The sequence below is a fragment of the Streptomyces sp. NPDC005303 genome, from assembly GCF_040607335.1.
GTDB lineage: Bacteria > Actinomycetota > Actinomycetes > Streptomycetales > Streptomycetaceae > Streptomyces.
In genome coordinates, this window is the sequence record NZ_JBEXGM010000003.1 from 324,365 (window position 1) to 348,550 (window position 24,186).

Below are 24,186 nucleotides of genomic sequence, written 5' to 3' on the forward strand. Positions count from 1 at the left end.
ACGGCTCCGAGTCACCCGTTCTCAATGAGGAGAGCACGTGTCACGGAAGAACTCTTCCACGAAGCCAGACGAACCCGGAGACGACTCCGCGTACGACTACGACGTCATCGTCGTCGGTTCCGGTTTCGGCGGATCCGTCACCGCCCTTCGGCTCACCGAAAAGGGTTACCGCGTAGGCGTGCTGGAAGCGGGCCGCAGGTTCACACCCGACTCGCTGCCCAAGAACTCCTGGGACGTGCGGAACTATCTCTGGGCACCGAAGCTCGGCCTCTACGGCATCCAGCGCATCCACCCGCTGGGCAACGTGGTGGTGCTGGCGGGGGCCGGGGTCGGGGGCGGCTCCCTCAACTACGCCAACACCCTGTACGTACCGCCGAAGCAGTTCTTCGACGACCCGCAGTGGAAGGACATCACCGACTGGGAAGGCGAGCTGAAGCCGTACTACGACCAGGCCCGGCGCATGCTCGGGGTGCGGCTCAACCCGACGATGACCCAGGCCGACGTACTGCTGCAGGCGGTCGCCGAACGGATGGGCGTGGGCGACAGCTTCCACATGGCCCCCGTGGGGGTCTTCTTCGGCGACGGCCAGGACGCCGACGGGACGGCGAAGACCAGGCCGGGAGAGGTGGTGGCCGACCCGTACTTCGGTGGCGTCGGCCCGGCACGCAAGGCCTGTGTCGAGTGCGGTGAGTGCATGACGGGCTGTCGCCGCGGCGGGAAGAACACCCTCAACGAGAACTACCTCTATCTCGCCGAGCAGGCGGGCGCCGTCGTCCACCCCATGACGACCGTCGTCTCGATCACGGACGACTCACCGGGCGGGTACACGGTCAGGACCCAGCCGACGGACCGGAAACGCAAGGGCGAGGGCCGCACCTTCAGGGCGCGGAAGGTCGTCATCGGGGCCGGTACGTACGGTACGCAGACGCTGCTGCACCGGATGAGAACGGGTGGCCAACTCCCGCACATCTCAGACAGGCTGGGCGATCTGACGCGTACCAACTCCGAAGCCTTGGTGAGTGTGCACGCACGCGTCCGGCGGTATCGCAAGGCCGCCGGAGGGCGGAGCGTCGACTTCACGCGCGGTGTGGCCATCACTTCCTCGATCCACCCCGACGAGAACACCCACATCGAGCCGGTCCGTTACGGCAAGGGATCGAACGCGATGGGTGCCGGGATCGTCCTGCAAGTCCCTCACGCCGAGGGCGCATCGAGGTTCCTGGGCTGGCTGGCCAACGTGGCGAAGCACCCGGTGTTCATGGCCCGCTCGCTCTCCAACCGCCGTTGGTCCGAGCGGTCGCTCATCGGTCTGGTGATGCAATCGCTGGACAACTCCCTCACGACCTGTCTGAAGCCGAAGGGCGTGGGGAAGGGGTTGTTGATGTCCCGTCAGGGCCATGGGTCGCCCAACCCCAAGCAGATCAAGGTGGCTTCGGAGGCCGCATCGCTCATGGCCGCCGAGGTCGACGGCTTCGCGGGCAGTAACGTGGGCGAGCTGATGGGCATGCCACTCACCGCGCACTTCCTGGGCGGCTGCCCCATCGGCGACACCCGTGAGACCGGCGTGATCGACCCGTACCACCGGCTGTACGGACACCCTGGCATCTCCGTCGTCGACGGAGCGGCGATCTCCGCCAACCTCGGAGTCAACCCGTCCCTCACGATCACGGCCCAGGCCGAGCGCGCGATGTCGGCCTGGCCCAACAAGGGCGAGGAAGATCCGCGTCCAGCGCAGGGAGAGGCCTACAAGCGCCTGACCCCTGTACCGCCTCACAGCCCGGCAGTCCCGTCCGATGCATTCGGCGCCCTGAAGTTGCCCTTCCTGGGGATGCCGACAGTGCCGCCGAAGAGGTAGCCACACCGCACCGCGCCTCCTGAGCAGGGGCTCGGACGGACACGAGACGCCCTGGGCGTTGATCAGGCCCACAGCGGGCCGGCGCCGAATTCACCAGCTCGGCATAGGTCAACCGCGGCGGGCGCCCACCGCGACGTCTGCAGGCGGCTACAGGCACGTGAAGTGCCGCCAAGAGCGGACCGGATCGGTCGCGAGGTGCGTCAGCGCATGCCTGCACTGTCGAGCAGGACTCCCACGGTGGGCCCGATGAGCCCAGCCAGATTCTCGGCCCTGATGCCGGCGCGGGCTACGGCGCCGTCGAACGTGAGGCTGAGCTGCTCGGCCAACAGGTCGGGATCGCTCGCCCCACCCCGTTCGGCCTCGGTACGGAAGAAGGCCGCCAGATTCCCCTTGACCCGGCGGACCACCTGGCTTGCGGGGTGGCCCTCATCCTCGAGCTCGATCTGTACGGCAAGGTAGCGGCAGCCTCGGAATTCCGGCGCGCCCGCCCGAGACTCCACTTGCTCGAACACGTGCAGGATCCGTTCGCGCGGCGGGCGACCATCGTCCGCTGCGGGCAGGAGTCGCGCCGCGAAGGCAGTGATGCGTTCCTCCAGGCTCGCCGTCAGGAGTTCGTCCTTGCTCTCGAAGAGCTGGTACAAGGAACGCTTCGACACCCTGCGGCCTTGCACAGCGCGTCGACACCGACGCCGACGCCTTCTTGGTAGGTGAGCGTGGCGGCTGCCTCCAGTAGGCGCTCGCGGGGAGTCGCCTTGGCCTGGGTTGTCATAGTTAGAGGTCAACTCCAGTCCGACGAAAGGAAACCCAATCGGTTTTTTCATGGCCGTAGGGGATCCGAGCCCTTGGGGTGTGCACGCCTCCCCGTCCCCACGAAGCGGCGCGCACTGAGGGCCACTCCGCACAATGACCCCGTCTTTGGCGTACGTGAGTACGGTCCGCTACGCCTTGACGGCAGGCTCCTCGGGCTGCGCCTGCGCGGCGGTGGTCCGGTGCAGCCCCTTGCGGTCGTACCAGCTCGTCGTACCGAAGCCGAACAGTGCGGCTGACGCGAGGCCGACGGCCATCATGACCCAGCCCCGGGTCAGGCCCGCGTCGCCCTGGGCGTCGTAGTAGAGGATCGAGCGGACGCCACCGCTGATCTGCCGCAGCGGCTCGAACTCCGCGAGGAAACGGTAGAAGCCGGGCAGCGACTCGATCGGGGTGGTGGCGCCGGCCGTCGGCACCGCCATCGCGATGAAGACCAGCGTGACCACCAGCATGCCGGGCGTACCGAAGACGGCGAGGAGCGTGAGGGCGCCGATCCCGGTGACGGCGATGGCGGCCACCGAGTACAACCACAGCAGCGGCAGGTGGGAGGCGTCCATACCCATGATGCCGATCGCTCCCACCATGACCAGGGTGCCCATCAGCAGGGACAGGGCGGCCATAAGGGTGCTGCTCATGGCGAGACTCTGCACCCGGGTGGCCCGGATCAACGGACGGTGGATGCGCAGCGGGCCCATGTCGTTGTGGGTGTAGCCGAGGGCGTGGTCGACCTGGCCGCTGATCACGTTGGCGGCGAGCATGCCGCAGACCACCAGGACGAGCGCGTAGTAGAACGCCGACAGGCCCAGGCCACTGTGCGAGTCGAGCGGATGCCCGTCCTTGACAGTCACCGCCGCCGGATCGGCCAGCAGGACGCGTGCCGCGGTCGGCAGCTCGGACTGCTGGGCGCCGACCTGCGCGGCCAACTGCTTGCCCACCTGGAGCGAGGCACGCTCGGCCGCCGTGGTCGTCGCCTGCCTGGCCATGCTCGAACCCACGCTGCTGGCGGACTGGTTGGTCAGCACCGACAGCTGAGGGCGAGCTGGATTCCCGGTTGCCGAGGGTCCGGTCAGCGCGGTGACGGAGGAGGTGAAGTCGGCGGGGACGACGAGCGCACCGTACAGCTTGCCCTTGCCGAGTTCCTCCTTCACCTCCTTCTCGCCCATCACCTTCCAGGCGATCTTGCCCCCGCCCGCAGTGGACGCCTTGATCGACCCGGTGATCTGCGCCCCGAGATTGAGCTGCTTGCCACCGACAGTGGCCCCCTTGTCGGAGTTGACCAGGCCGACCGGCAGATTCTTGGTATGGCCGGCCGGGTCGACGTTGGGGCCGACATAGAAGATGCCGAACAGGATCGCGAGGACGCCTGTGATGACGCCGCTTGCTACCCAGAGGGGCCTGGCGCGCAGCACGCGGAAGGGGTGGATTCCGTTCATGACTTACTCCGGTCTGGACAGCACATATACACAGGGAGGAGACCGGACGGCGCCATTGCGGGCCGGGAGCCTCTGGGGGTTCAACCCTCGGCTTGCACAACCGCGGGGGAACACGGTGACCGCTCGGCAACTCACGCACTCCCGAGGGGGCGGCGGTGGGCAGTTCACCGCCGCGAGCGATTGGTCGGCGTCGCCTGTGGATGGTCGAGGTCTCGCCGGCGCGGCAGAAGTCGGGGACCTCCGATTGACGGGGGTCTGGAGCAGGTCAGTGGCCGGGCTGGGTTGAGCGCATCTGCCACTGGGTCATTGCGCCGAAGGCCAGGACGTTGGCTCGGCGGGTGGTGAAGCGGGAGGTCAGGGTCATCGCCCAGTTGAAGGTGCCGGAGACGACGCTGGGCGGCGGGTTGCGCCGGTCCAGCGTGCGCAGTGCGGTGGTGACGACCTGGGCCGGCGTCTGCAACCGGACACCGCGGGCCATGTTGTCGGAGCCGGCCGTGTCGAAGAACTCGGTGCGGGTCGGACCCGGGGAGAGGGCGAGCACCCGCAGGCCGGTCCCTCGCGATTCCTGCCACAGCGCCTCGGTGAAGTTCAGCACGAAGGCCTTGGTCGCCCCGTAGACGGCGGCGTTCGGCCACGGCTGGTACCCCAGTGAGCTGGCAGTGTTGACCAGAACACCGGTCAGCTGGCCGATGAACGCCCTGGTGACGTCGACGAGGCTGGCCACGTTCAGGTTGATCTCCTGCTGGATCCGTGCCGCATCCTCCTGGCGGAACGGGCTGTGGGTGCCGAAACCGGCGTTGTTGACGAGGCTGGTGACAGTGATCCCACGCCGCGCCACCTCCTGGGCCAGCGCTTCGCCCGCGGCCGGCACCGTGAGGTCGAACGGCACGACCGTGACGGTGACCTGGTGCTTCGCGGACAGTTCGTCGGCCAGGGCCTCAAGCCGGTCCGCGCGGCGGGCGACCAGCACGAGGTTCGAGCCGCGCTCGGCGAACTGGCGGGCGAACTCCGCGCCGAGCCCGGCACTCGCCCCCGTGATCAATGTGGTCTGGCTGCGGTAGTCGATCTTCTTCATGGCAGTCGGGGACACGGCACCCTCGCGGGCACCACCTCCCCTCCTCCTTTCCATGCTTGCGACGGTCTGTGACCGTCATCGAGTGCTTCATCTGTTGCCGAGGCGGGCTCGGAGCCCGCCTGGGCGATGGTCGTGACGTGTGAGGTGTCCCCGGTGCCGACCTCGGTGCCCTATGGCGGCACCTCGGCCGCGCGGTCGTCCTCGCGGCGGAGGTACGTGGACCGGCACGTTCTGGGCGCGCAACCGCTCGGTGACGAGTCGGCCTGTACCGCCGGCGCCGGAGACGAGAACGAGGTCGCGATCAGCCGGACGGCTCCGTTATCGGAGCAGAAAGTTGAGGAGGGCCTCGGTGCGCTTGTTGAAGGGGGCGCGCAGCATGCGGGTGGCGTTCCAGCGTCCCTGTACGTGGATGCCCTTGGGGTGGCTGAGCGTGCGGAAGCCTTCGATGCCGTGGTACTTGCCCATCCCGCTGGCGCCGACGCCGCCGAAGGGGAGGTCGTCCTGGGCGACGTGCATGATGGTGCCGTTGACGGTGACGTTGCCGGAGGTCGTGCGGTCGAGGACCTTGCGCCGCTCGGGGCCGTTGTCGCCGAAGTAGTAGAGCGCGAGCGGCCGCGGCCTGGCGTTGACGTAGTCGATGGCGTCGTGGATGTCGCGGTACCCGAAGACCGGCAGGATGGGGCCGAATATCTCCTCGTGGGCGATGCGCATGTCGTCCGTGACGCCGAGGACGACGGTCGGCGCGAGGGTGTGGGGGCGGAGGGCCGCGTCGCCGGGCCGGTGTCCGACCTCGATGATCCGCGCCCCGTGGGCGCGGGCGTCGTCGAGCAGGTCGGTGAGGATCCGGTGCTGCTTGCCGTCGATGATCGAGGTGTAGTCGTCGCTGGTCGGGCCGTCGGGGTAGGCGGTCTTCACCAGTCGGTCGTAGGCGGCGACGAAGGCGTCGATCTCGGATTCGTGCACCAGCGCGTAGTCGGGGGCGATGCAGGTCTGGCCACCGCTCAGGAGCTTGCCGAAGACGATGTCGGACACGACCTGGTCCCGGACGTGCCCCTTGGCCACGATGGTCGGTGACTTGCCGCCGAGTTCCAGCGTGACGGGGACGAGGTGGTCGCCGGCCGCCTTCATCACGGCTCGCCCGACCTCGGTGCTGCCGGTGAAGACGAGATGGTCGAACGGCAGGGAGGAGAACGCGGAGCCGTCGCCGCTGACCATCGTGACCTGCTCGGGCGGGAAGAGCTCGCTGAGCAGCGACGCGAGCACCGCGTTCGTCGCCGGGGTCAGCTTCGACGGCTTGAGCATGACGCGGTTGCCGGCCGCGATCGCGGTGACCACGGGCATCAGCGACAGGTTGACCGGATAGTTCCACGGCGAGATCACGCCGACCACGCCCAGCGGCTGGTATTCGATGCGGTTGCCGCCGAAACGCAGCACCAGCTCGATGTGGCGATGCGTCGGGCGCATGAACCGACGAAGGTTGCGATGCAGGTAGTCGATCCCCTGCACGACGCCCACCACTTCCATCAGCGCACTCTCGTGCCGTGAGCGATGACCGAAGTCGGCGTCGATCGCCTCCTCGATCTCGCCGCGCCGGGCGATCAGCGCCTTCTTGAACCTGCTCAGATCGCTGCGCCGCGCCTCCAGGGAGGGCGTCCCGTCGCGGAGGTAGGCGGCGCGCTGGGTCTGCAGGACGTGAAGGAAGCGCTCCGCGTCGGTGGGCTGCGTGGTGACGTCGGTGATGGTCATGACGGTGTTCCTTAACTGTTGACGAGGGCGGCGGGGACGGAGTCGACGTCGCTCATGGCATTCACTCTACGCACGTCTTTGCACTGAGTGCAAGTAGATGCATCACGAGAAACGAAGTACCATCGATGCATGACGCAGAAACCAGCCCCCATCCGGGAACAGACCCGCTCCGTGGTCCGATCACTGCTGGCAAGGACCGCCATCGAGCTGTTCGCCACCAAGGGCTTCGACACCACGACCCTCGACGAGGTCGCCGCCGCCGCAGGTGTCTCCCGGCGGACCCTGTTCAACTACTTCCGCAACAAGGAGGACCTCGCCCTCAGCGGCCTCGACGAACAAGGCGAACTCATCGCCGCGCGCCTCGCCGAACGACCGGTCGACGAGGACGCCTGGACGGCGCTGCGCGCGGCGTTCCAGGTGCTCGAGGAGATCGACATAACAGCCGAGGGGCGCCTGGAGTTCATCACGCTGCTGTTCGGCAACGACTCCCTGCGCGCCGGCCACACCGAGAAACAGGCCCGCTGGCAGGACCTGTTCGCTCCGCACATCGAGCCGCGACTGCCCCACTCCAGCCACCGCACCCTGCAGGCCCGCGCGATCGCGGCCGCGGCGATCGTCTGCATGCAGGCGGCCAACGAGGAATGGGTACGCCTGGGCGGACAGGCCGACATGTTCGACCTTTACGACGCCGCCGTACAGGCCATCCGCCGCCCCACCTGAAACCCACCGCAGCCGGCTCCGCCACCGCGCTCGTCGGCGTGGGAAACAGAGGCCGGGCCGACGGGAAACAGGGACCGGACCGAAGCGCCTTACGCACCCGGCAAGGGCGCCCGATCCGGCCGCCGTGAGCCACCTGGCCATTCGACGCGGTCGGGCTGGAGAAGGTGGCGTCCGAAGCCGTTCGCCAGTCCGAGACGACCTCTATGTGGGCGGCCGGATCGACTTCGGTGCCATCGCCCCGGTGGGACGCGCAGCCACCTGCCGGGCAACGCTTGTTGCTGGTCGGCAGGGGCGGGTGCGGCGGTTCGCCCAATGGCCCGGGCGATTCCCCGGGCCGGTGCACCGGGACCGACTCCCACGCGATCGCATCGGCCAAGGCGCCCTTCTCGCCCAGGGAGCCGTGGAGTTCGTTCCTGACCGAGACGGCCCCTTCGCTGGCCGGACCCGATCATGAACGCCGTACCCACGATAAGTCCTTCAGGTACAGGCGGGAGCAGGACCGGCAGGGCACTGGACAGCAAGTCCGGGCGCAGCCACGATCGCGTTCATGACACCCGAGGATGCCATTGTCGCCACTGCCGACCGGATCGCCGAGCTGCTGGAGGCGGGGGCCGACCCGCACACCCCGCTGCGGGGCGCGGAGTGGACGGTGGGGGAAGCGGCTGCGCACCTCGCGCTGGCGGGGAAGCTGATGGCGGACATCGGCGCGGGCGAGGACCGGCCGTACGGCGATGGGACGCCGAGCGGTCTCGCGGCGGCCAACCGTGCCGCTCTGGACCTCTTCCCGCAGCGGGATCCGGCAGTCCTCGGCGCGGAAATCTCCGTTACCGCCCGGGCCTTCGTCGCGGCCGCGGCCGATCGTGACCCGCGGCAGGCGGTGCTGACGCCGATGGGGCCGATGGACTTGTCCACCCTGGGCTCGTACCTGCTGACGCACCTGCTCGGGCACGGATACGACATCGCGGTCGCGCTGCGCGGGCCCCACATGGTCGACCGGGACATGGTCGCGCTCACGCTGCCCTTCATGCGACAGGCCATGCCGCGCGCGGTGAACGCCGGCGCGGCCGGCCACCACGCGTGCTATCTGCTGCGGATCGGCCGCGCCCGCTTCGCCGTCACCTTCGCGGACGGTGTGCCCACGGCCGCCGACACCCCGCCCAGGCGCCCCGATTGCACGATAGCCATCGACCCCGTCGCCTTCCTCCTCCTCGCCCTGGGCCGCTGGACCGCCCCCACCGTCATGGCCCGTGCCAAGGTCGTTGTCTGGGGCCGCAAACCGTGGCTGGGCCTGCGCTTCCCGCTGCTCTTCACCGCGCCGTAGACGAGGACCCGGAAGCCCGTGGGGAGGATGAGGCGTCAGCGCACGCCTGACGCGTCCAGCAGGGTGACCACCGTGGGGGCGACGAGTCCCGTCATCGCGTCGGCACCGATCCCCGCGCGGGCGCTGGCTCCGTCGAAGACCATGATCAGCTGCCGGGCCAGCAGGCCGGGGTCGCTCGCGCCACCACGTTCGGCCTCGGCACGGAAGAAGGCCGTCAGGTTCGCCTTGATCCGGTGTGCCACCTGGCTCGCGGGATGGCTCTGGTCCTTCAGCTCGATCTGCACGGCCAGGTACGGGCAGCCCCGGAAGGCGGACGCGCCCGCCTGTGACTCCAGCTGCCCGAAGACGTGCAGAATGCGCGAACGAGGGGAGCATCCGTCGGCCGCCGGGGGCAGGAGAGCGGCCACGAATTCGGCACTGCTCACCTTCAGGCTTGCCGCGAGCAGTTCGTCCTTGCTCTCGAACAGCTGGTACATGGAGCGCTTCGACACGCCCGCCGCCTTGCACAGCGCGTCGACGCCGATATTGACGCCGTCCTGGTAGGTGAGCGTGGCCGCCGCCTCCAGCAGGCGCTCTCTGGAAGTTGATTTCACTTCGGTGGTCCTGTCGTGAGGTTGACTCGCATCGGACGCATTGGGAAACCGATCGGTCTTCAGGGTGTCGGGAACCGACGGCGCCGTCCGGGGCGCTGAAATCCGCTCAGGGCTCGGCGACGGTCGCGGGAGAGAAGGACCGTTGCCGAGCCCTGATGGTGTGCACGCCCTCCGTCCCCACGGGGGCGGCACACACGGGGCCACTCCGCACAACGGCCCCGGCCTGGAAGATGCAAAAGGAGTTCCGCTACACCGGGGTGGCGTTCTTCTCGGGCTCCGTCTCGACCGGGATGCGGTGCAGCCCCTTGCGGTCGTACCACCCCAGCACGCCGAACCCGAACAGTGCGGCCGCCACAAGACCGACGGCCATCATCACCCAGCCCCGGGTCAGACCCGCGTCGCCCTGCGCGCCGTAGTAGAGGATCGCGCGGATGCCGCCGGCGATCTGTCGCAGCGGCTCGAACTCCGCAAGGAAGCGGTAGAAGCCGGGCAGTGCCTGGATCGGCGTGGTGGCGTTGGCAGTCGGCACCGCCATCCCGATGAAGACCAGTGTGGCCACCAGCATGCCAGGGGTGCCGAAGACCGCGAGGAGGGTGAGCGCGCCGATCCCGGAGACCGCGACGGCGCAGACCGAGTACAGCCACAGCAGCGGCAGGTGGGAGGCGTCCATGCCCATGATGCCGACCGCCCCGACCATGACCAGGGTGCCCATCAGGAGGGACAGGGCCGCCATGAGGGTGCTGCTGATGGCGAGGGTCTGCACCCGGGTCGCGCGGATCAGCGGGCGGTGCAGGCGCAGCGGGCCCAGGTCGTTGTGGGTGTAGCCGAGGGTGTGGTCGACCTGGCCGCTGATGACGTTGGCGGAGAGCATGCCGACGACCACGAGAGCGAGCGCGTAGTAGAAAGCGGTGAGGCCCAGGCCGCTGTGCGAGTCGAGCGGATGACCGTCCTTCACCGTGACGGCGGCAGGATCCGCCAGCAGGACGCGTGCCGCCGCGGGCAGCTTCGCCTGCTGGGCGCCGATCTGTGCGGTCAGTTCCTTGCCGATGTGGAGCGAGGCGCTCTCGGCCGCCTGCGTCGTCGCGACCCGCGCCAGACTGGAGCCCAGGCTGCCGGCGGACTGGTTCGTCAGCACCGTCAGCGCCGGGCGGGCCGGAGTTTCGGCGGTCGTGGTGCTGGTCAGGGCGGTGACAGAGGACGTGAAGTCGGCGGGCACGACGAGCGCGCCGTACAGCTTGCCCTTGCCGAGTTCCTCCTTCACCTCCCGCTCGTCCATCACCTTCCAGTCGATCTTGTCCCCTCCGGCTGTGGACTTGCTGATCGAGTCGGTGATCTGGGCGCCCAGGTTGACCTGCTTGCCGCCGACGGCAGCTCCCTTGTCGGCGTTGACCAGGCCGACCGGAAGGTCCTTCATGTGGCCGGCCGGGTCGATGTTGGCGCCGACGTACAGCACGGCGAACAGCAGCGCGAGAACGCCCGTGATCACGCCGCTGGCGATCCACAGGGGTTTCGCGCGCAGCACGCGGAAGGGGTGCATTCCATTCATGACTTACTCCGGCCTGGACAACACAGATACATCGGGAGATGACCGGACGGCACCATCGCCGGACCGGGGGACCTGCAAACCTCAAAACCCTTCAGCACACGAAGGCAACCGTGGATCACGGTCTCGGCCGCCCCCCATGAGGAAACCGACCGGTTTCACGTTAATACTAAACCGATCATTTTCGTTATTCAAATCGACCACCGCCGTCCCCGGGAAGGCCCCGTCTTGATCACGGGCTGCCGGCATCGAGGTGGCCACGCCGACCCGGACAGGGCTCAGGCTGTTCTGGTGCTCCTGACGGTCGACTCGCGGTCGTGTCACACGGCCACCCGCGCTGCTCACCCCCGGCCGGAGTGCTTCGGTGTCGTGGTGGATCGGCGTGTGTGAGTCGCTCAGGGGCAGCCCTGTTCCGCCGTGGCGGGTGGCGACGATCTCGGCCGCGATGGACAGGGCCGTCTCCTCGGGCGTGCGGGCGCCGAGATCGAGGCCGATGGGTGAGTGCAGGCGGGTCAGTTCGGCTTCGGTGAGGCCCGTTTCGCGGAGTCTGCGGTCGCGGTCTGCGTGGGTGCGACGGGAGCCCATCGCACCGATGTAGGCGGCCGGCAGGCGCAGGGCCGCTTCTAGTAGGGGTACGTCGAACTTGGCGTCGTGGGTGAGGACGCAGACAACTGTGCGGTCGTCGGTGCGGGTGCGAAGCAGGTAGCGGTGCGGCCAGTCGACGACGATGTCGTCGGCCTCGGGGAAGCGTGTCCGGGTGGCGAAGACGGGCCGGGCGTCGCACACGGTGACGTGGTAGCCGAGGAACTTGGCCACGCGGACCAGTGCTGCGGCGAAGTCGATCGCGCCGAAGACGAGCATGCGCGGCGGCGGCACGCTCGATTCGACGAGAACGCTCAGGCCGGGCTCGCAGTGGGAGCCGTCCTGTGCGATGTCGAAGGTGGCGGTGCGGCCGGCGTTGAGCAGGGAGCGGGTTTCGTCGGCGACGGCTCGGTCCAGGTCCGGGCGTCCGCGCAGTTCACCCTCGTAGGATCCGTCGTGACGGACCGCCAGCACCCGGCCGAGCAGCTCTGCCGGGCCGCGGACCACGCGGGCGAGCGCCACCGCCTCGCCCCGGGTGGCCGCCGACAGCGCCGTCTGAAACACCTTCCTGTCCGGTCCGTCGGCGGGCACCCGGGTGACCAGGATGTCGAGGACGCCGCCGCAGGTCAGGCCTACGGCGAAAGCGTCCTCGTCGCTGTAGCCGAACCGCTCGCGCACCGTCTGGCCGTCGGCGAGCGCCTGCATGCACAGGTCGTAGACCGCGCCTTCCACACAACCGCCGGAGACCGACCCGATGGCGGTGCCGTCGGCGTCGACGGCGAGCGCGGCGCCCGGCCCACGCGGTGCGCTGCCGCCCACGGCCACGACGGTGGCCACGGCGAAGTCCCGCCCTTTCTCAAGCCATCGGTTCAGCTCGTCCGCGATGTCCAGCATGGGAGTGGCTTTCTCGTCGTGTCGTGTTGCGCAGACCGGGCCGTCCTCAGAGCAGCTTGTCCAGCGTGATCGGCAGGTCCCGGATCCGCTTTCCGGTCGCGTGATAAACGGCGTTCGCGATCGCGGCCGCCACGCCGGTCGTGCCGACCTCGCCCAGCCCGATGATGCCCAGGGGCATCGTCTTGTCCGGTTCGTCGAGCCAGGCGACGTCGATCGGAGGGATGTCGGCGTGCACCGGCACGTAGTAGGAGTCGAGTCCGGCGCTCATGGTGCGCCCGTTGCGGGGATCGACCAGACTCTGCTCCGACAGCGCCATGCCGATACCCATGACCACAGCCCCGCGGAGCTGGCTGGCCGTGGTCTTGGGGTTGATGATGCGGCCGACGTCGAACATGCCGAGCCAGCGTGAGATCCGCAGTTCGCCGGTGTCGGCGTTCACCCGCACCTCGCAGAACTGCGCGCCGCGGGCTGCCTTGGACCAGCGCTGGTCCTTCAGGAAGTTGGTGAGGAACCGGCCCTGACTGCCCAGCAGACCCCGCCGGGTGTCCGACCCGACCGAGGCCTCGAGGAACGGTCGCCCCGCTGCGCGCAGGGCGGCCGCCGGTTCCTGGCCGGTCGTGCCCGTTCGCCGGGCCAGAGCGGTCACCTTCCGGGTCAGCTCGGCGCATGCGGCGAGGAGGCTGGTGGCCACCGTCGCCGTCTGGTTGGAATTGCCGGCCATCGGGCCCGTCGGCAGGGCCGTATCGCCATACTCGACGCGAACCTTCTCGTACGCGATGCCGAGCGCGTCGGCAGCGATCTGTGCCTGTACGGTCGCGGCGCCCATACCCATCTCGTGGAAACCGCACTGCACGAGCGCGCTGCCGTCGTCGCTCAGACGCACCTTGACGTCGGCGACCAGACGCAGAGTCGGGTGGTAGGCGCTGGCCGTGCCCATCCCGACGAGCCACTCGCCGTCACGCATGGAGCGGGGTTCGGGGTCGCGGTCCGCCCAGCCGAAGCGTTCGGCGCCCCTCTCGAATGCTTCACGCTGATTCCGCTGGGAGAACTTCTTGCCGCCCGTCGGGTCCTTTGTGGGCTCGTTGCGCAGCCGTAGGGCGATCGGGTCCATGGACAGCTCGTAGGAGAGTTCGTCCATCGCCGATTCCAGCACGAAGCTGCCGATCGCCTCGCCAGGGGCGCGCAGCCAGGTGTTGGGCATCAGATCCATCGCGACGAGGTTCTGCCGGGTCAGCATGTTCTGGGCGCCGTAGAGGTGCCGGGCCGGTGAGCTGGTCGCCTCCAGCAGGCCGCCGGCCGAGCCGGTGCGGGTGACGCTGTCCTGGATCAGCGAGGTGAGCCGGCCGTCGCGGGTCGCACCGAGCGCGATCCGGTTGGTGGAGGCGGTACGCCCGCCGGTGGCGCGGTTGACGGCCGTGCGGCTCAAGGCCAGGCGCACGGGCCGCCCGACGGCCTTGGCCGCCATCGCCGCGATGACCGTGCCGGGCCAGACGGCGAACTTACCCCCGAAGCCGCCCCCCAGGAACTCGGCACGGACGCGGACGTGGGACACCGGCACACCGAACCGCCAGGCCAGGTAGCGACGGCTCTGGTCCGTGGCCTGGGTGGTGTCGTGCACGGTGAGGTGGTCACCGTCCCAGACGGCGACCGTCGCGTGCGGCTCGATCGCGTTGTGCTGCAGGCCGGGCGTGGTGTAGCGCAGGTCGACCGAGACGTCCGCGGCGGCCAGTGCCGCCTCGGCGTCGCCCTTCTTCGTGTGGCCGGCGAAGGTGAGGTCGCCCTTCGCCGGGGTGGCGTTCTTCTGCTCGACGGTGAAGTCCACCCGTGCGGGCAGCGGGTCGTACGTCGCTTCGACGAGCGGAGCGGCTTCGTTCGCCGCAGCCGAGGTATTGGCGACCACGACGGCGATCGGCTGGCCGTCCCAGTGGACCTGATCGGTGTTGAGGTAGTCGAGGCTGGTGCCCGACACACTCGGTCCCAGGTCCCGCACGATGTTGTGGTTGCGTACCGAGCGGATCCTCGGCGCGTTGAGGTGGGTGAGGATTGCAACGACGCCGGGCACCGCGGCCGCCGCGGTCGTGTCGATGCCGGTGATCGTGCCCCGGGCGACGGTGGCATGCACGAGCGTCGCGTACGTGAGGTTGGGGTAGTGGTGCTCGGCGGTGAACCGGACGGCCCCGGTCACCTTCGCGTGGCCGTCCCGGCGGTCCACCGGCCGTCCGACCGCCCCCCCGACGGGCACAGAAGCGCCTGTGCCGGGCTCGGAGCCTGTCCAGGTGTGTGTGGTCACGATGCGCTCCGCTCGGCGTTGAGTTTCCGCAGCACGGCCACGACCGTCCGCTGGGCCAGGTCGATCTTGAAGGCGTTGTCGGGCAGCGGCAGGGCGGGGGCGAGTTCGGCTGCCGCGGCCCTGGCGAAGTTCTCGTCGGTGGCTTCGGCGCCGAGCAACAACTCTTCCGCGATGCGCGCCCGCCACGGCTTGGTCGCGACGCCGCCGAGTGCGAGCCGGACCCCGGTCACCAGCCCGTCTTCGACGGACAGTGCGGCGGCGACGGAGACGAGAGCGAAGGCGTAGGACGCGCGGTCGCGGACCTTGCGGTAGAGCGAGTGTGCCGCGACCGGTATCTGGGGCAGCTCGATGGCCGTGATCAGCTCGTCGGCGGCCAGCACCGTCTCGATGTGCGGTGTGTCGCCGGGCAGCCGGTGGAAGTCGGCGACGGGGATGCGTCGTACTCCGCGTACGCTCTCCACCTCGACGACGGCGTCGAGCATCACCAGCGCCACCGCCATGTCCGAGGGATGAGTGGCGATGCAGTGCTCGCTGGTCCCCAGCACGGCGCTGCCGCGGGAGAACCCTCCGATCGCGTCACAACCACTGCCCGGCACACGCTTGTTGCACGCGGAGGCCTCGTCGTAGAAGTACATACAGCGGGTGCGCTGCAGAAGGTTGCCTCCCACGGTCGCCATGTTCCGCAGCTGGGCGGAGGCCCCCAGCAGGATCGCCTTGGCCAGCACCGGATAGCGGGTCCTGATCAGGGGGTCCGCGACGAGCCGGCTGTTGGTCACCAGGGCGCCGACGCGGAGGGTGCCGTCGGGCAGTTCCTCGATCCCGGTCAGCGGCAACCGGGTGATGTCCACGACCGTCGCCGGGTGCTCGATGCCCTCCCGCATGAGGTCGACAAGGTTCGTCCCGCCCGCGAGGAACTTGACGTCATCAGAGTCGGCGATAGTGCGCAGCGCCGTGGCCGTGTCCGGGGCGCTGAGGTAGGAGAACGACTTCACTTCGCGACCTCCTTGATCGCCGAGACGATGCCGTTGTAAGCGCCGCAGCGGCACAGGTTGCCGCTCATCCGCTCCCGGATCTCTGCCTCGTCCAACTCCCCGCCGGTGTCGGTGAGTTGCTCGGTCGCCGCGCTGGGCGCGCCTTCCTTGTGCTCGGCGAGCATCCCGATCGCCGAGCAGATCTGGCCCGGCGTGCAGTAGCCGCACTGAAAACCGTCCGTGCGGATGAACGCCGCCTGCAGAGGGTGGTCGACCCCTTCGATGGTCGTGATCTCACGGCCCTGGTACTGCACCGCCAGCGCGAGGCACGCGTTGATCCGCCGGCCGTCCACGAGCACCGTGCAGGCACCGCACGCGCCCTGGTCGCAGCCCTTCTTGGTACCGGTCAACCCCAAGTACTCACGCAGCGCGTCGAGCAGGCTCACCTGCGGCGCGACGTCCAGCTTCTGGGCGGATCCGTTGATCCGCAGCTCGATCTCCATCGTGGTCATTCCTCCGGTTCACCCGAGGGCTCGGTCTCTTGAGGGGGGCCATCAGGCACATAGGCCAGGACCAGAGGGACTCCGCTCCGCGGACTTCGGAAACCGTCGACCGGGGAGCCGAATCATGAGAGGAGGTCCATGATCTAAAACAGGAACGTAGCAGTTAGACCAATTACTCGCATCACCCTTGTCGCAACTTTACATTCCCATGCAACAGTATTGATGCAAATCAGTACAAATTCGCAGGTCAGGCGTATGGTCGTCGGTGCATCACGAATCAACACCGGGAGTGGATAGGTCATGGGCCGACCCCTGCGGGCCGATGCCGCGCGCACTGTGCGCGCGATCCTGGAGGCGGCCGAGCAGGTCCTGGCAGAAGACCCCAGCGCCTCCATGGAGCAGATCGCCGAGCAGGCGGGCGTAGCCAGAACGACCGTGCACCGGCGGTTCGCCAACCGCCAGGCCCTCATCGAAGCCCTCGCCGCCTCGGCGAAGCGGCAGCTCTTGGAGGCCGTAGAGGACGCCCACATGGACACCGCCCCACCGCTCGTGGCACTGCACCGCGGCACGGCGAACGTACTGCGGACCAAGAGTGTCTGGCGGTTCACCCTCGGCCACCCCCTCGCCGACACCCCCCTCACCGAGGTGATCTGGTCCGAGATCAACGCCGGCGTCCTGGAGTTCTTCGCCCGCGCCCAGCGCGAAGGGCTCCTCGCCCCGGACGCGGACCTCCTGTGGGCGCGGCGGGCCTACTACGCCCTCGTCGACGAGGCCCAGCACGGAGGCGGCGCGGATCGCGACCCGGAGCAGGTCCGGCAGAACGCGGACGCACTGGCCACGCTCGTCGTCGACACCTTCCTGCGCGGCATGGGACCCCACGGCTGAACCGCCCGGTTCTGTGGCCCCGTCTCGTCTCGCCTTCCGCCGCCGCCCGTACGACGGTCGACAGTGCCCCGGCACACAGAAGAGCGGCCCTCTTCTGCCAGAAACCAGTGATTCTTGGCAAAGCAGTCAGTCAGCCAGGGTTGCTGGACGTATGGCTTCCGGCCCGAAACGTCGACGGGCACGGTCAGCGGCGGCTTCGGCTGCGCGGGCGCGATCGTCGCCGGGATCCAGAGAGAGCTGGTGGTACGCACTGTCGGCCGGCAGCAGAGCGTCGGCGCGGATCACGAAGGCGCGGACCCTTGCTCTCTGCAGCCCCAGAGCATTCAGCAGGCCCAGGGCAGATACCGCGAGGGCTGGTGAGTGGTTGGTGGGTTCTGGCAGCGCACGCGTATGTGTAGTGGAGCTGCGGTCGGCGTACCTCACAGTGAGGGCGAGTCGGTTGGTGATCTGACGTTCGCCGCGCAGGCGTTGGCCGATCTGGTCGGCAAGTCCCAGGACCACTCGGTGATGTTGCGCCGGGTCGAGGCAGTCCCGCTCCAACACGAGGTCGGCGATCAGGTGCGCCGCCGGTTCTGAAGGAATGACCGGCCGGGGGTCATGACCGCGAGCCCGCTCGGCCAGCAGCCGCGCGGGGCCCACGCCGAGAAGGCGCTGCAGGGTTCCCGCAGGCAGATCGACGATCTGCCCGATGGTGTGCAGCCCGTACCTGCTGAGCGTCTCCGCTGTGGCACGGCCGATTCCTGGCAGTGCGGTGACCGGCCGCGGGTACAGCCAGTTGCCCACTTGCCCGGCGGGGACCCAGGTGGTGTCGCCCGGCGCGGACGCGTCGGCCGCCATCGCGGCCAGCATGCGGTTGCCCGCGAGTCCGGCGCTGCTGTCGATGCCGTAGAGGGCCTTCAGTCTGAGCATCGCCAACTGGACGACGTCGTAGGGGGACAGATCGAAGTATCTGAGCGCCGACGTCAGGTCGAGTTGGACGGCGTTGGGCGGGACAGCCTGGACGTGAGGCGTGATACCAGACATTAGTTCGACTATAGCGTCGTACTGAGCCTCGTTCAGCGCAGCGTGCAGGTGGAGGTGGGCGATGTGCCGCTGCCGTGTGGTCATCCTGCGCTCCCTGGACTGCGATGGCCGAACTTCTTCAGGTCGGCCGAGCGGGTGCCGGCGGGCTGGAGATCGGCGTAGGGGTGCAGGCGGGCACCGGTGGTGCCGTTGGCCAGGGTGCGCTGTGGCTGTGCAGGTGTCGGGTGCGGATGACCGGCTCCGAGGAGCGCGAGTGCGGCTTCGGGACCGTTGTCACGGCGGGCGGCGGCGATCTCGTCCAGATCCCAGGCCATGGTGCCGACGACGGTACGGCGGGTGCCGCGCACCTGGACCGTGCCGCGCACCAGCAGCAGCCCGCTGTGGAAGACGGTGTGTGCGCAGGCCGGGTGGGAGTCCTCGAAGAAAGCCAGGTCGACCAGGCCGGAACCGTCTTCCAGGGTGACGAAGATGATGCGTTTGCCGCTGGCGATGGGCGGGGTCTGGGTGGAGGCCCGTACGCCCGCGACCAGCACCTGCTGCCCAGCACGCATACCTGCCAGATGCGCCGCGTCGGTCGCGCCGATCTCGCGCAGCAGCCGGTGGTGGTGCTCCATCAGGTGCCTGGAGACGTCGATACCGAGGGTGCTCAGCTCGGCGCTCAGGGCTTCGCGTCCGGTCATCTCCGGCAAGCCGCTCGGCTCCGCACCGCCGACGGCGCCCGCCTCGATGGGCAGTTGGCCGTTGCCTGCCGACCGGGTGCGGGAGGCCCGATGGAGTTCGGCGATCTGCAGCAGCAGGTCGCGGCGTGTGAGTCGTCCGTCGTGGAGGGAGTGCAGGGCGCCGATCTCCGCGAGGCGTTCGGCGACCGGTCTGCTGGGGCGGCCCCTCTGCCAGAGGTCCGACAGTGATCCGTACGGCTGCCCTTGCTCGAGCCGGGCGCATTCCTCCTCGCTGATGCCGTGCACCGCGGACAGTGCGAGCCGCATGCCCCACTGATCTCCGTCGACCTTCTCCACGGCGTGTTTCACCTTGGAGTGGTTGATGTCTATGGGCAGAATCGGCACACCGCGTCGGCGGGCGTCGGAGACCAGGACGCGCTTGGGCCACATCCCGGGGTCGTGTTCGAGAAGACCGGCCAACAGGAACGCCGGATAGTGCGCCTTGAGCCAGGCGCTCTGCAGGGCAGGTACGGCGAAGGCGACCGCGTGGGCCCGGCAGAAGCCGTACGCGCCGAAGGCCTCGATGGTCTTCCAGACCTCGTCCCTCACCGCCGGGCTGTAGCCCCGGGTCTGCGCCTGGCGGTGGAACCAGTCCTTGATCCTGGGAAGTCGCCCCTTGTCGCCGAGCGCCCGCCGGGCGAGCTCGGCAAGTGCGTGGTCGCAGCCGGTCATCACCGAGAAGGTCTCGATGATCTGCTCGTGCCAGATGGTCACGCCGTAGGTGTCGGCCAGCACCGGCTCAAGATCCGGATGGGCATACGAGGGCGTGCCGCCATGGCGGGCAGCGATGTACCGCTCGGGCATGCCACCGGCGACCGGACCGGGACGGAAGAGGCTGATGTCGGCGATGACGTCCTGCGGATCGCGTGGCTGCAACCGAGACAAGAGATCTTGCTGACCGGGCGACTCGAGTTGGAACAGGCCCAGGGTCTGACTCTCCTGAATGAGCTTGAAGGCGAAGACGTCGTCGAGCGGCACCTGTCGTGGATCGTCCAAGTCGATGCGGTTGCCGGTCGTCCGTTCGATCTCGGCGATTGCATGGGCCATCGACGACAACATCCGGACGCCCAGGACGTCCAATTTGATATTGCCCAGATCCTCGATCTCCTCCTTTGCGGCCATGGCCATCGGGTAGTCGCCTTGTGGGGTGGGTTGCACTGGTAGCCGGTCGAGGAGGGTCGCGTCGCTGATGACCACACCGCAGGGGTGCATGGCCATGCCGTGGACCAGGGAGTCGAGGCCTTCGGCCAGCTCCCACAGAGGCCCGTAGCGATCCATCTCGCCCGCCAGTTGGCGCAGTTCGGGCAGTTCGGCGAGGGCGCCGGTGATATCGGAGGCCCGCAGGTGCGGGAAGCTCTTGGCGATCCTGTCGACGTCCGCGGGCGCGATCCCGAGGGCGAGGCCGGTGTCCCGCAGGGCGCGGCGGGCCCGGTAGGTCTCGGGCATCGCGGTGACAGCGACCCGTTCCTTGCCGAAGCGTTCGAAGATCGCGTCGTAGCACTCCAGGCGACGGGCGGACTCCACGTCGATGTCGATGTCGGGCAGCGACCTGCGGCGCACGCTCAGGAAGCGTTCGAACAGCAGGCGGTGGTCGAGCGGGTTGGCCGTGGCGATGTCCAGCGCGTGACACACCATCGATCCGGCACCCGAGCCGCGGGCCGCGACACGGATGCCCTTGGCCCGGATGTCGGCGACGACCTGGCCGACAGCGAGGAAATACGAGTCGTAGGTCAGCGTGGAGATCACCTCGAGTTCTTGGTCCAGCCGATCGAGCGCCGCACGGTCGCGGTCGAGTCCGCGCCGGGCCATGCCGGCCTCGCACTGCCGACGCAGCAACTGTGCGGCTCCGCCCGGCCCGGGCTCGGCGCCGAAGAGTGACGGTTCCGGGAAGTGCGGCGTGCCGAGCCCGAGGTCCGCTGCGGGGTCGATGGTGCACTCAGCCGCTGTGGCAGCGGTGTCCGCCATCAGACGGCGGGCCCGCCGGACATCCCCTCCGGCGCACTCGGCGACCATCTGCGCAATGACCGTCATCGCTTTGTCGTCCTTGAGCCAGCGCTGCCCGCTGTCCAGGCGGCGCCGGTCGATCGGGCGCAGCAGTCTCGCGGCGTCCAGGACGTCGGCGAGGCGGTGCTGGTCCTGATCTGCGTAGCGGACGGCGTTGGAGAGCACTGCGGTGATGTTGGCGCGGTCGGCCAACGCCAGGGTGCGGGCAGCCAGCCGCAGCGATCCGGACCCAATGCTGAAACGTTTATGCACAACGGCTTCCAGCCTGACCCCGCTCCCGAAAATCTCCTGCCACGGCGCCAGCAGCTTCATCGCGACGTCTTCCCGGCCGGCCGCCAAGGCGCGCACCGGCTCCGAGAGCGGCCCGAGCAGCACGGTCAGTCCGGGACCGCCGTACTCACGCAGCGCCTCCCACGACACCACCACCGGAGCTGCACCGGACGCGGTGCCTGCGTGGGCGGCCGAGGTGATCCGGCACAGCCGCGCCCACCCTTCCTGGTTCTGCGCGAGAAGCACGAACCGCAGCGGAGGCTCGACCACATGCGCGCCACCGCGCGCCGGGGTGCGGCGGCGCTGGGCGGGCGGCGGGGGCGCAAGGGCCTCCACCGCCAGGTCGACGCCGAAGATCGGCCGGACCCCGGTCCCGGCGCACGCCCGCGCGAACCGGACAGCTCCGGTGACCGTGTCCCGGTCGGTGAGCGCGAGTACAGCCATGCCCCGCTCGGCCGCCCGTCGGACGAGGTGCTCGGGGTGGGCGGCGCCGTAGCGAACGGAGTAACCGGACGCGACGTGAAGATGGCCGAAGCCCGCCATGCCGCACCTCCATCACTCCACCCCTTTTCGGCCGAACGCCCGATATGTTCATCGTACTCTCGTTCGATTACTCTAACCCCGTCAGCCCCGGTCAGCGACTAGATTCGAACACAATAACGATTCTGCGGTGGCGTGAAGCTGGCCAAAACGGGGCCGCCCCGCCACCTCGCCGACCCGACAAAGCAGTTGGGGAAACCCGTCCCCGGGCGCACACCGCGCCGCCACCGCTCAGCGGCTCAAGGCAGGATCGACAGGCAACGACCTGCAGCACGAACGGCCCTCTCGACTCTCGCCGCAATCGGAGGCCTGAGGTCGCGGTCACGTCAGCCCTAGGTTTCACGCCAGCGCGGATCTGCCCACTGACGCCGTTCACCTTTTGACAGCAGCTCCCAGTGCAGATCTCCTGTATCAAGGGCCACACTCCAGGAGGCGAGGAGTGCCTCCAACCGATCGAACACTGCGAACAACGCCTCGGGAACGAGCCCACACTCACGCGCGATCCGGTCCACTTCGACGCAACCGCGACCGACCGCAGAATCCGTGTGCGCCACAAGACAGAGGGCGGTCAGCCGCAAAGCCGGGCCGTCGGCGCTCGCGCAGCTTTCTCTTGCCATGCGGAGTGCCCAGTCAGCAGCCCTCCTGCGATCCGGGCGGGCTGGATGCTGGGCAAACAGCCCACTGTCGAGGATCTGGGCGACCATCCCACTGTCGGCAGAGCCCGGGGCAGCCGGTGCTCTGCGGAGACATCGCGACTGCTCCAGTTCACTCCAAGGAAGCGGATCGCGGCTCAGGCGGAGACTGCGCAGGACTCCGGTCGGCAATCTGACCTGGCCGTCGATGTTCATGCGCAGGGCGCACTGCACGGCGAGCAGTCGGGCTGCAGCCCCGACATGGCTCGGCAGGGCTGCGGCCAGGTAGCTGAGCATCTCCCGCACCCGGGCCTGATCGCCCGGCCCTTTGGGCTGTCGTTTACGCCGCTGTGAGGCACCGTCCGTCGGCCTCCTGGTCACACGCAGGAAGGTTTCCGGAACCACAGCGGCCTGCCCCGTCACCGAGGCACAGGCCGTGCAGGCATCAGCGAGTCTCCAAAGCCGTCCTCCCCTCTCGCGGGCGAGAAGAAGTCGAACAGGGCCGGCGCAGCCGCGGTGACGGGGGTGCCAGCGGCAGCCCCGTTCGTGGCACTGACAGGTGCGCAGGTACGACGGCAGAACGCCGCGTCGGGCATGCCCGGCCAGGTGTTCGAGTGCCGCAGATCGCGCGGATACCGCCGCGGGCAGCACGCATCGGTGGTCGCACTGCTGACATACGAGCTGCGGACCGCCGGAGCCGGGCCGCAGCTCCACTGTCCAGGCACGCCGCGCTGTCGGGCATGTTGTGCGGAGCCTCATGGGCGCGCGCTCCTCCCAGTCCTGTCCCGCGCCGTTGTCCGCTCAAGGGAGCGGCAGCACACGGTAGTGCAGACCTCTGCCCTCTCGCCCGGGCCGCCACCTGGGGAAATAGGGCAGAGGTCTGCACTGACAGGGCAGGTGTCTGCCCCGTCGGATGGTCAGGTGACGATCTTTCCGCCCGATCCTGACTTCGAGGCGCTCCACCTGGAGCTCGCGCGCCTGCGGGCGGACCGAGGGTGGAGCTACGACGAGCTCGCCGCCCGTAGTGGCCTCGCCAGACGCACTCTCATCGAGATCGAGCAGGGCCGCACGATCGGAACTCTGAAGACCTGGCACGCCCTCGCGCACGCCCTCGGCACTCCACTCGACGAGTTCTTCTCCGCCCTGTGCAACGGACACGAACCCCCGTCGAAGGCCGACGGCTGACCGGCTTCAGGACAGCATTCGCCAACCGCTCGAATTGGTGACCTGAAGCGAACGTGCGGTCGCACCCTCGAAAGCCAGTCTTAGCAAATACGGCCATCCAGGGGACAACTGCGGCAGCGATACTGCTCGAGCGGCGTGTTGGCTGACAGGTTCGCCCGCATGCGCTCCACACCCCCTTCCCCGCACCATCGGGACGGCAGCCCCTCCCACCTCCGCGCGAGGCGTTCTCTCCACGTCAGCGGCGACAGTGCCAGCCGTCTGCTGAGGTGCGGCCAAAGCGACTGCTGCCGGGATTGCGGTAACCGCATCGAGTGGTACCACCGCACCAACGAGCAGCCCGTCCGCCTGCACCCTGACGAACTGCCCGCTGAGAAGGTGCCTGTTACCTGTCACTGGCACGTCAGCCGCGGTGTCGCTCATCCGGCGGGCGACGGCAGCGACTGGTGCCGACTGCCGCACGCTCTGCTGTGCCCTGCCCGCGATGCCCTTCCGGCTGCCTCCGAACTGGCAGGACTGCGACGCGCTCTGGCGGTCAACACTCGCCGCCTGATCGACCGCGGCACATTCGTTCCCCCTTCCGCTCCGCCGAACGCCG

16 protein-coding genes and 3 pseudogenes are annotated in these 24,186 nt (G+C 68.8%); 6 read left to right on the plus strand and 13 right to left on the minus strand.

The features are described 5' to 3' along the window. Nucleotides 1-37: 37 nt before the first annotated feature. Nucleotides 38-1,855 carry a GMC family oxidoreductase gene (locus ABZT93_RS07920; RefSeq protein ID WP_356100559.1) on the plus strand — a complete coding sequence of 606 codons (1,818 nt, stop codon included), beginning with the start codon at nt 38-40 and terminating at the stop codon, nt 1,853-1,855. 200 nt (nt 1,856-2,055) lie between these two features. Here the strand turns inward: ABZT93_RS07920 and ABZT93_RS07925 are convergent. The 4 genes and pseudogenes from ABZT93_RS07925 to ABZT93_RS07940 form a co-directional block, all read right to left on the minus strand. Then, nucleotides 2,056-2,624, minus strand: a pseudogene (locus ABZT93_RS07925) (TetR/AcrR family transcriptional regulator). Between the two features lie 169 nt (nt 2,625-2,793). Then, nucleotides 2,794-4,095 carry a DUF3533 domain-containing protein gene (locus tag ABZT93_RS07930; RefSeq protein WP_356100562.1) on the minus strand — a complete coding sequence of 434 codons (1,302 nt, stop codon included), beginning with the start codon at nt 4,093-4,095 and terminating at the stop codon, nt 2,794-2,796. Between the two features lie 265 nt (nt 4,096-4,360). Continuing rightward, nucleotides 4,361-5,185, minus strand: coding sequence for an SDR family oxidoreductase (locus tag ABZT93_RS07935; protein ID WP_356100565.1), 825 nt, complete (start codon nt 5,183-5,185; stop codon nt 4,361-4,363). 303 nt (nt 5,186-5,488) lie between these two features. After that, complete coding sequence (locus ABZT93_RS07940; protein ID WP_356100568.1) at nt 5,489-6,916, minus strand: coniferyl aldehyde dehydrogenase; 1,428 nt, start codon at nt 6,914-6,916, stop codon at nt 5,489-5,491. Nucleotides 6,917-7,045: 129 nt separating this feature from the next. Between ABZT93_RS07940 and ABZT93_RS07945 the strand changes: the two genes are divergently transcribed. Next, nucleotides 7,046-7,636: a TetR family transcriptional regulator gene (locus tag ABZT93_RS07945; RefSeq protein WP_356100570.1), complete on the plus strand. Its 591-nt coding sequence runs from the start codon at nt 7,046-7,048 to the stop codon at nt 7,634-7,636. Between the two features lie 547 nt (nt 7,637-8,183). Next, complete coding sequence (locus ABZT93_RS07950; RefSeq protein ID WP_356100573.1) at nt 8,184-8,957, plus strand: maleylpyruvate isomerase family mycothiol-dependent enzyme; 774 nt, start codon at nt 8,184-8,186, stop codon at nt 8,955-8,957. Between the two features lie 35 nt (nt 8,958-8,992). Here the strand turns inward: ABZT93_RS07950 and ABZT93_RS07955 are convergent, their stop codons facing one another. The 6 genes and pseudogenes from ABZT93_RS07955 to ABZT93_RS07980 all read right to left on the minus strand — a co-directional run bounded on the left by ABZT93_RS07955 (nt 8,993) and on the right by ABZT93_RS07980 (nt 16,333). Continuing rightward, a complete protein-coding gene (locus ABZT93_RS07955) occupies nt 8,993-9,550 on the minus strand; it encodes a TetR/AcrR family transcriptional regulator (RefSeq protein ID WP_356100576.1) in 558 nt (185 codons plus the stop codon). 247 nt (nt 9,551-9,797) lie between these two features. Then, nucleotides 9,798-11,096, minus strand: a complete 1,299-nt coding sequence (locus ABZT93_RS07960) for an SNG1 family protein (protein WP_356100579.1) — start codon at nt 11,094-11,096, stop codon at nt 9,798-9,800. Between the two features lie 345 nt (nt 11,097-11,441). Beyond that, nucleotides 11,442-12,569: pseudogene (locus ABZT93_RS07965) on the minus strand (XdhC/CoxI family protein); the annotation flags it as partial. Nucleotides 12,570-12,615: 46 nt separating this feature from the next. After that, nucleotides 12,616-14,859, minus strand: a complete 2,244-nt coding sequence (locus ABZT93_RS07970; RefSeq protein ID WP_356100582.1) for a xanthine dehydrogenase family protein molybdopterin-binding subunit — start codon at nt 14,857-14,859, stop codon at nt 12,616-12,618. After that, a complete protein-coding gene (locus ABZT93_RS07975) occupies nt 14,856-15,851 on the minus strand; it encodes a xanthine dehydrogenase family protein subunit M (RefSeq protein WP_356100586.1) in 996 nt (331 codons plus the stop codon). The genes ABZT93_RS07970 and ABZT93_RS07975 overlap by 4 nt, the downstream gene beginning before the upstream one ends. After that, on the minus strand, nt 15,848-16,333 hold the full coding sequence (locus tag ABZT93_RS07980) for a 2Fe-2S iron-sulfur cluster-binding protein (protein WP_356100711.1): 486 nt from the start codon (nt 16,331-16,333) through the stop codon (nt 15,848-15,850). The genes ABZT93_RS07975 and ABZT93_RS07980 overlap by 4 nt, the downstream gene beginning before the upstream one ends. Before the next feature lie 300 nt (nt 16,334-16,633). On the opposite strand from ABZT93_RS07980, the gene ABZT93_RS07985 reads away from it, so the two are divergent. Beyond that, nucleotides 16,634-17,218, plus strand: coding sequence for a helix-turn-helix domain-containing protein (locus tag ABZT93_RS07985; protein WP_356100589.1), 585 nt, complete (start codon nt 16,634-16,636; stop codon nt 17,216-17,218). Between the two features lie 126 nt (nt 17,219-17,344). On the opposite strand, the gene ABZT93_RS07990 is transcribed toward ABZT93_RS07985, so the two are convergent. The 3 genes from ABZT93_RS07990 to ABZT93_RS08000 all read right to left on the minus strand — a co-directional run bounded on the left by ABZT93_RS07990 (nt 17,345) and on the right by ABZT93_RS08000 (nt 22,703). Further along, the gene (locus ABZT93_RS07990; RefSeq protein ID WP_356100592.1) at nt 17,345-18,325 is read right to left on the minus strand and encodes an ImpB/MucB/SamB family protein; all 981 of its coding nucleotides are present in this window, start codon (nt 18,323-18,325) and stop codon (nt 17,345-17,347) included. After that, complete coding sequence (gene dnaE / locus ABZT93_RS07995) at nt 18,322-21,777, minus strand: DNA polymerase III subunit alpha (protein WP_356100595.1); 3,456 nt, start codon at nt 21,775-21,777, stop codon at nt 18,322-18,324. The genes ABZT93_RS07990 and dnaE overlap by 4 nt, the downstream gene beginning before the upstream one ends. Nucleotides 21,778-22,106: 329 nt before the next feature. Next, entirely contained in the window at nt 22,107-22,703 is a 597-nt protein-coding gene (locus ABZT93_RS08000) for a hypothetical protein (protein WP_356100598.1), read from the minus strand. Between the two features lie 624 nt (nt 22,704-23,327). Here ABZT93_RS08000 and ABZT93_RS08005 point away from each other — a divergent pair. Together ABZT93_RS08005 and ABZT93_RS08010 are read left to right on the plus strand one after the other, a co-directional pair. Next, complete coding sequence (locus tag ABZT93_RS08005) at nt 23,328-23,591, plus strand: helix-turn-helix transcriptional regulator (protein WP_356100601.1); 264 nt, start codon at nt 23,328-23,330, stop codon at nt 23,589-23,591. Between the two features lie 159 nt (nt 23,592-23,750). Then, nucleotides 23,751-24,134: pseudogene (locus ABZT93_RS08010) on the plus strand (DUF6083 domain-containing protein); the annotation flags it as partial. Nucleotides 24,135-24,186 lie beyond the last annotated feature (52 nt).

What these genes read in the sequence shown, in the direction of transcription:
- ABZT93_RS07930 (WP_356100562.1), bottom strand. Translation starts at nt 4,095, where the DNA reads ATGAACGGAATCCACCCCTTCCGCGTGCTGCGCGCCAGGCCCCTCTGG.
- ABZT93_RS07945 (WP_356100570.1), top strand. Translation starts at nt 7,046, where the DNA reads ATGACGCAGAAACCAGCCCCCATCCGGGAACAGACCCGCTCCGTGGTC.
- ABZT93_RS07950 (WP_356100573.1), top strand. Translation starts at nt 8,184, where the DNA reads ATGACACCCGAGGATGCCATTGTCGCCACTGCCGACCGGATCGCCGAG.
- ABZT93_RS07960 (WP_356100579.1), bottom strand. Translation starts at nt 11,096, where the DNA reads ATGAATGGAATGCACCCCTTCCGCGTGCTGCGCGCGAAACCCCTGTGG.
- ABZT93_RS07990 (WP_356100592.1), bottom strand. Translation starts at nt 18,325, where the DNA reads ATGACCACACGGCAGCGGCACATCGCCCACCTCCACCTGCACGCTGCG.
- ABZT93_RS07985 (WP_356100589.1), top strand. Translation starts at nt 16,634, where the DNA reads ATGGGCCGACCCCTGCGGGCCGATGCCGCGCGCACTGTGCGCGCGATC.
- ABZT93_RS07980 (WP_356100711.1), bottom strand. Translation starts at nt 16,333, where the DNA reads ATGGAGATCGAGCTGCGGATCAACGGATCCGCCCAGAAGCTGGACGTC.
- ABZT93_RS07940 (WP_356100568.1), bottom strand. Translation starts at nt 6,916, where the DNA reads ATGACCATCACCGACGTCACCACGCAGCCCACCGACGCGGAGCGCTTC.
- dnaE (WP_356100595.1), bottom strand. Translation starts at nt 21,777, where the DNA reads ATGGCGGGCTTCGGCCATCTTCACGTCGCGTCCGGTTACTCCGTTCGC.
- ABZT93_RS08000 (WP_356100598.1), bottom strand. Translation starts at nt 22,703, where the DNA reads ATGCTCAGCTACCTGGCCGCAGCCCTGCCGAGCCATGTCGGGGCTGCA.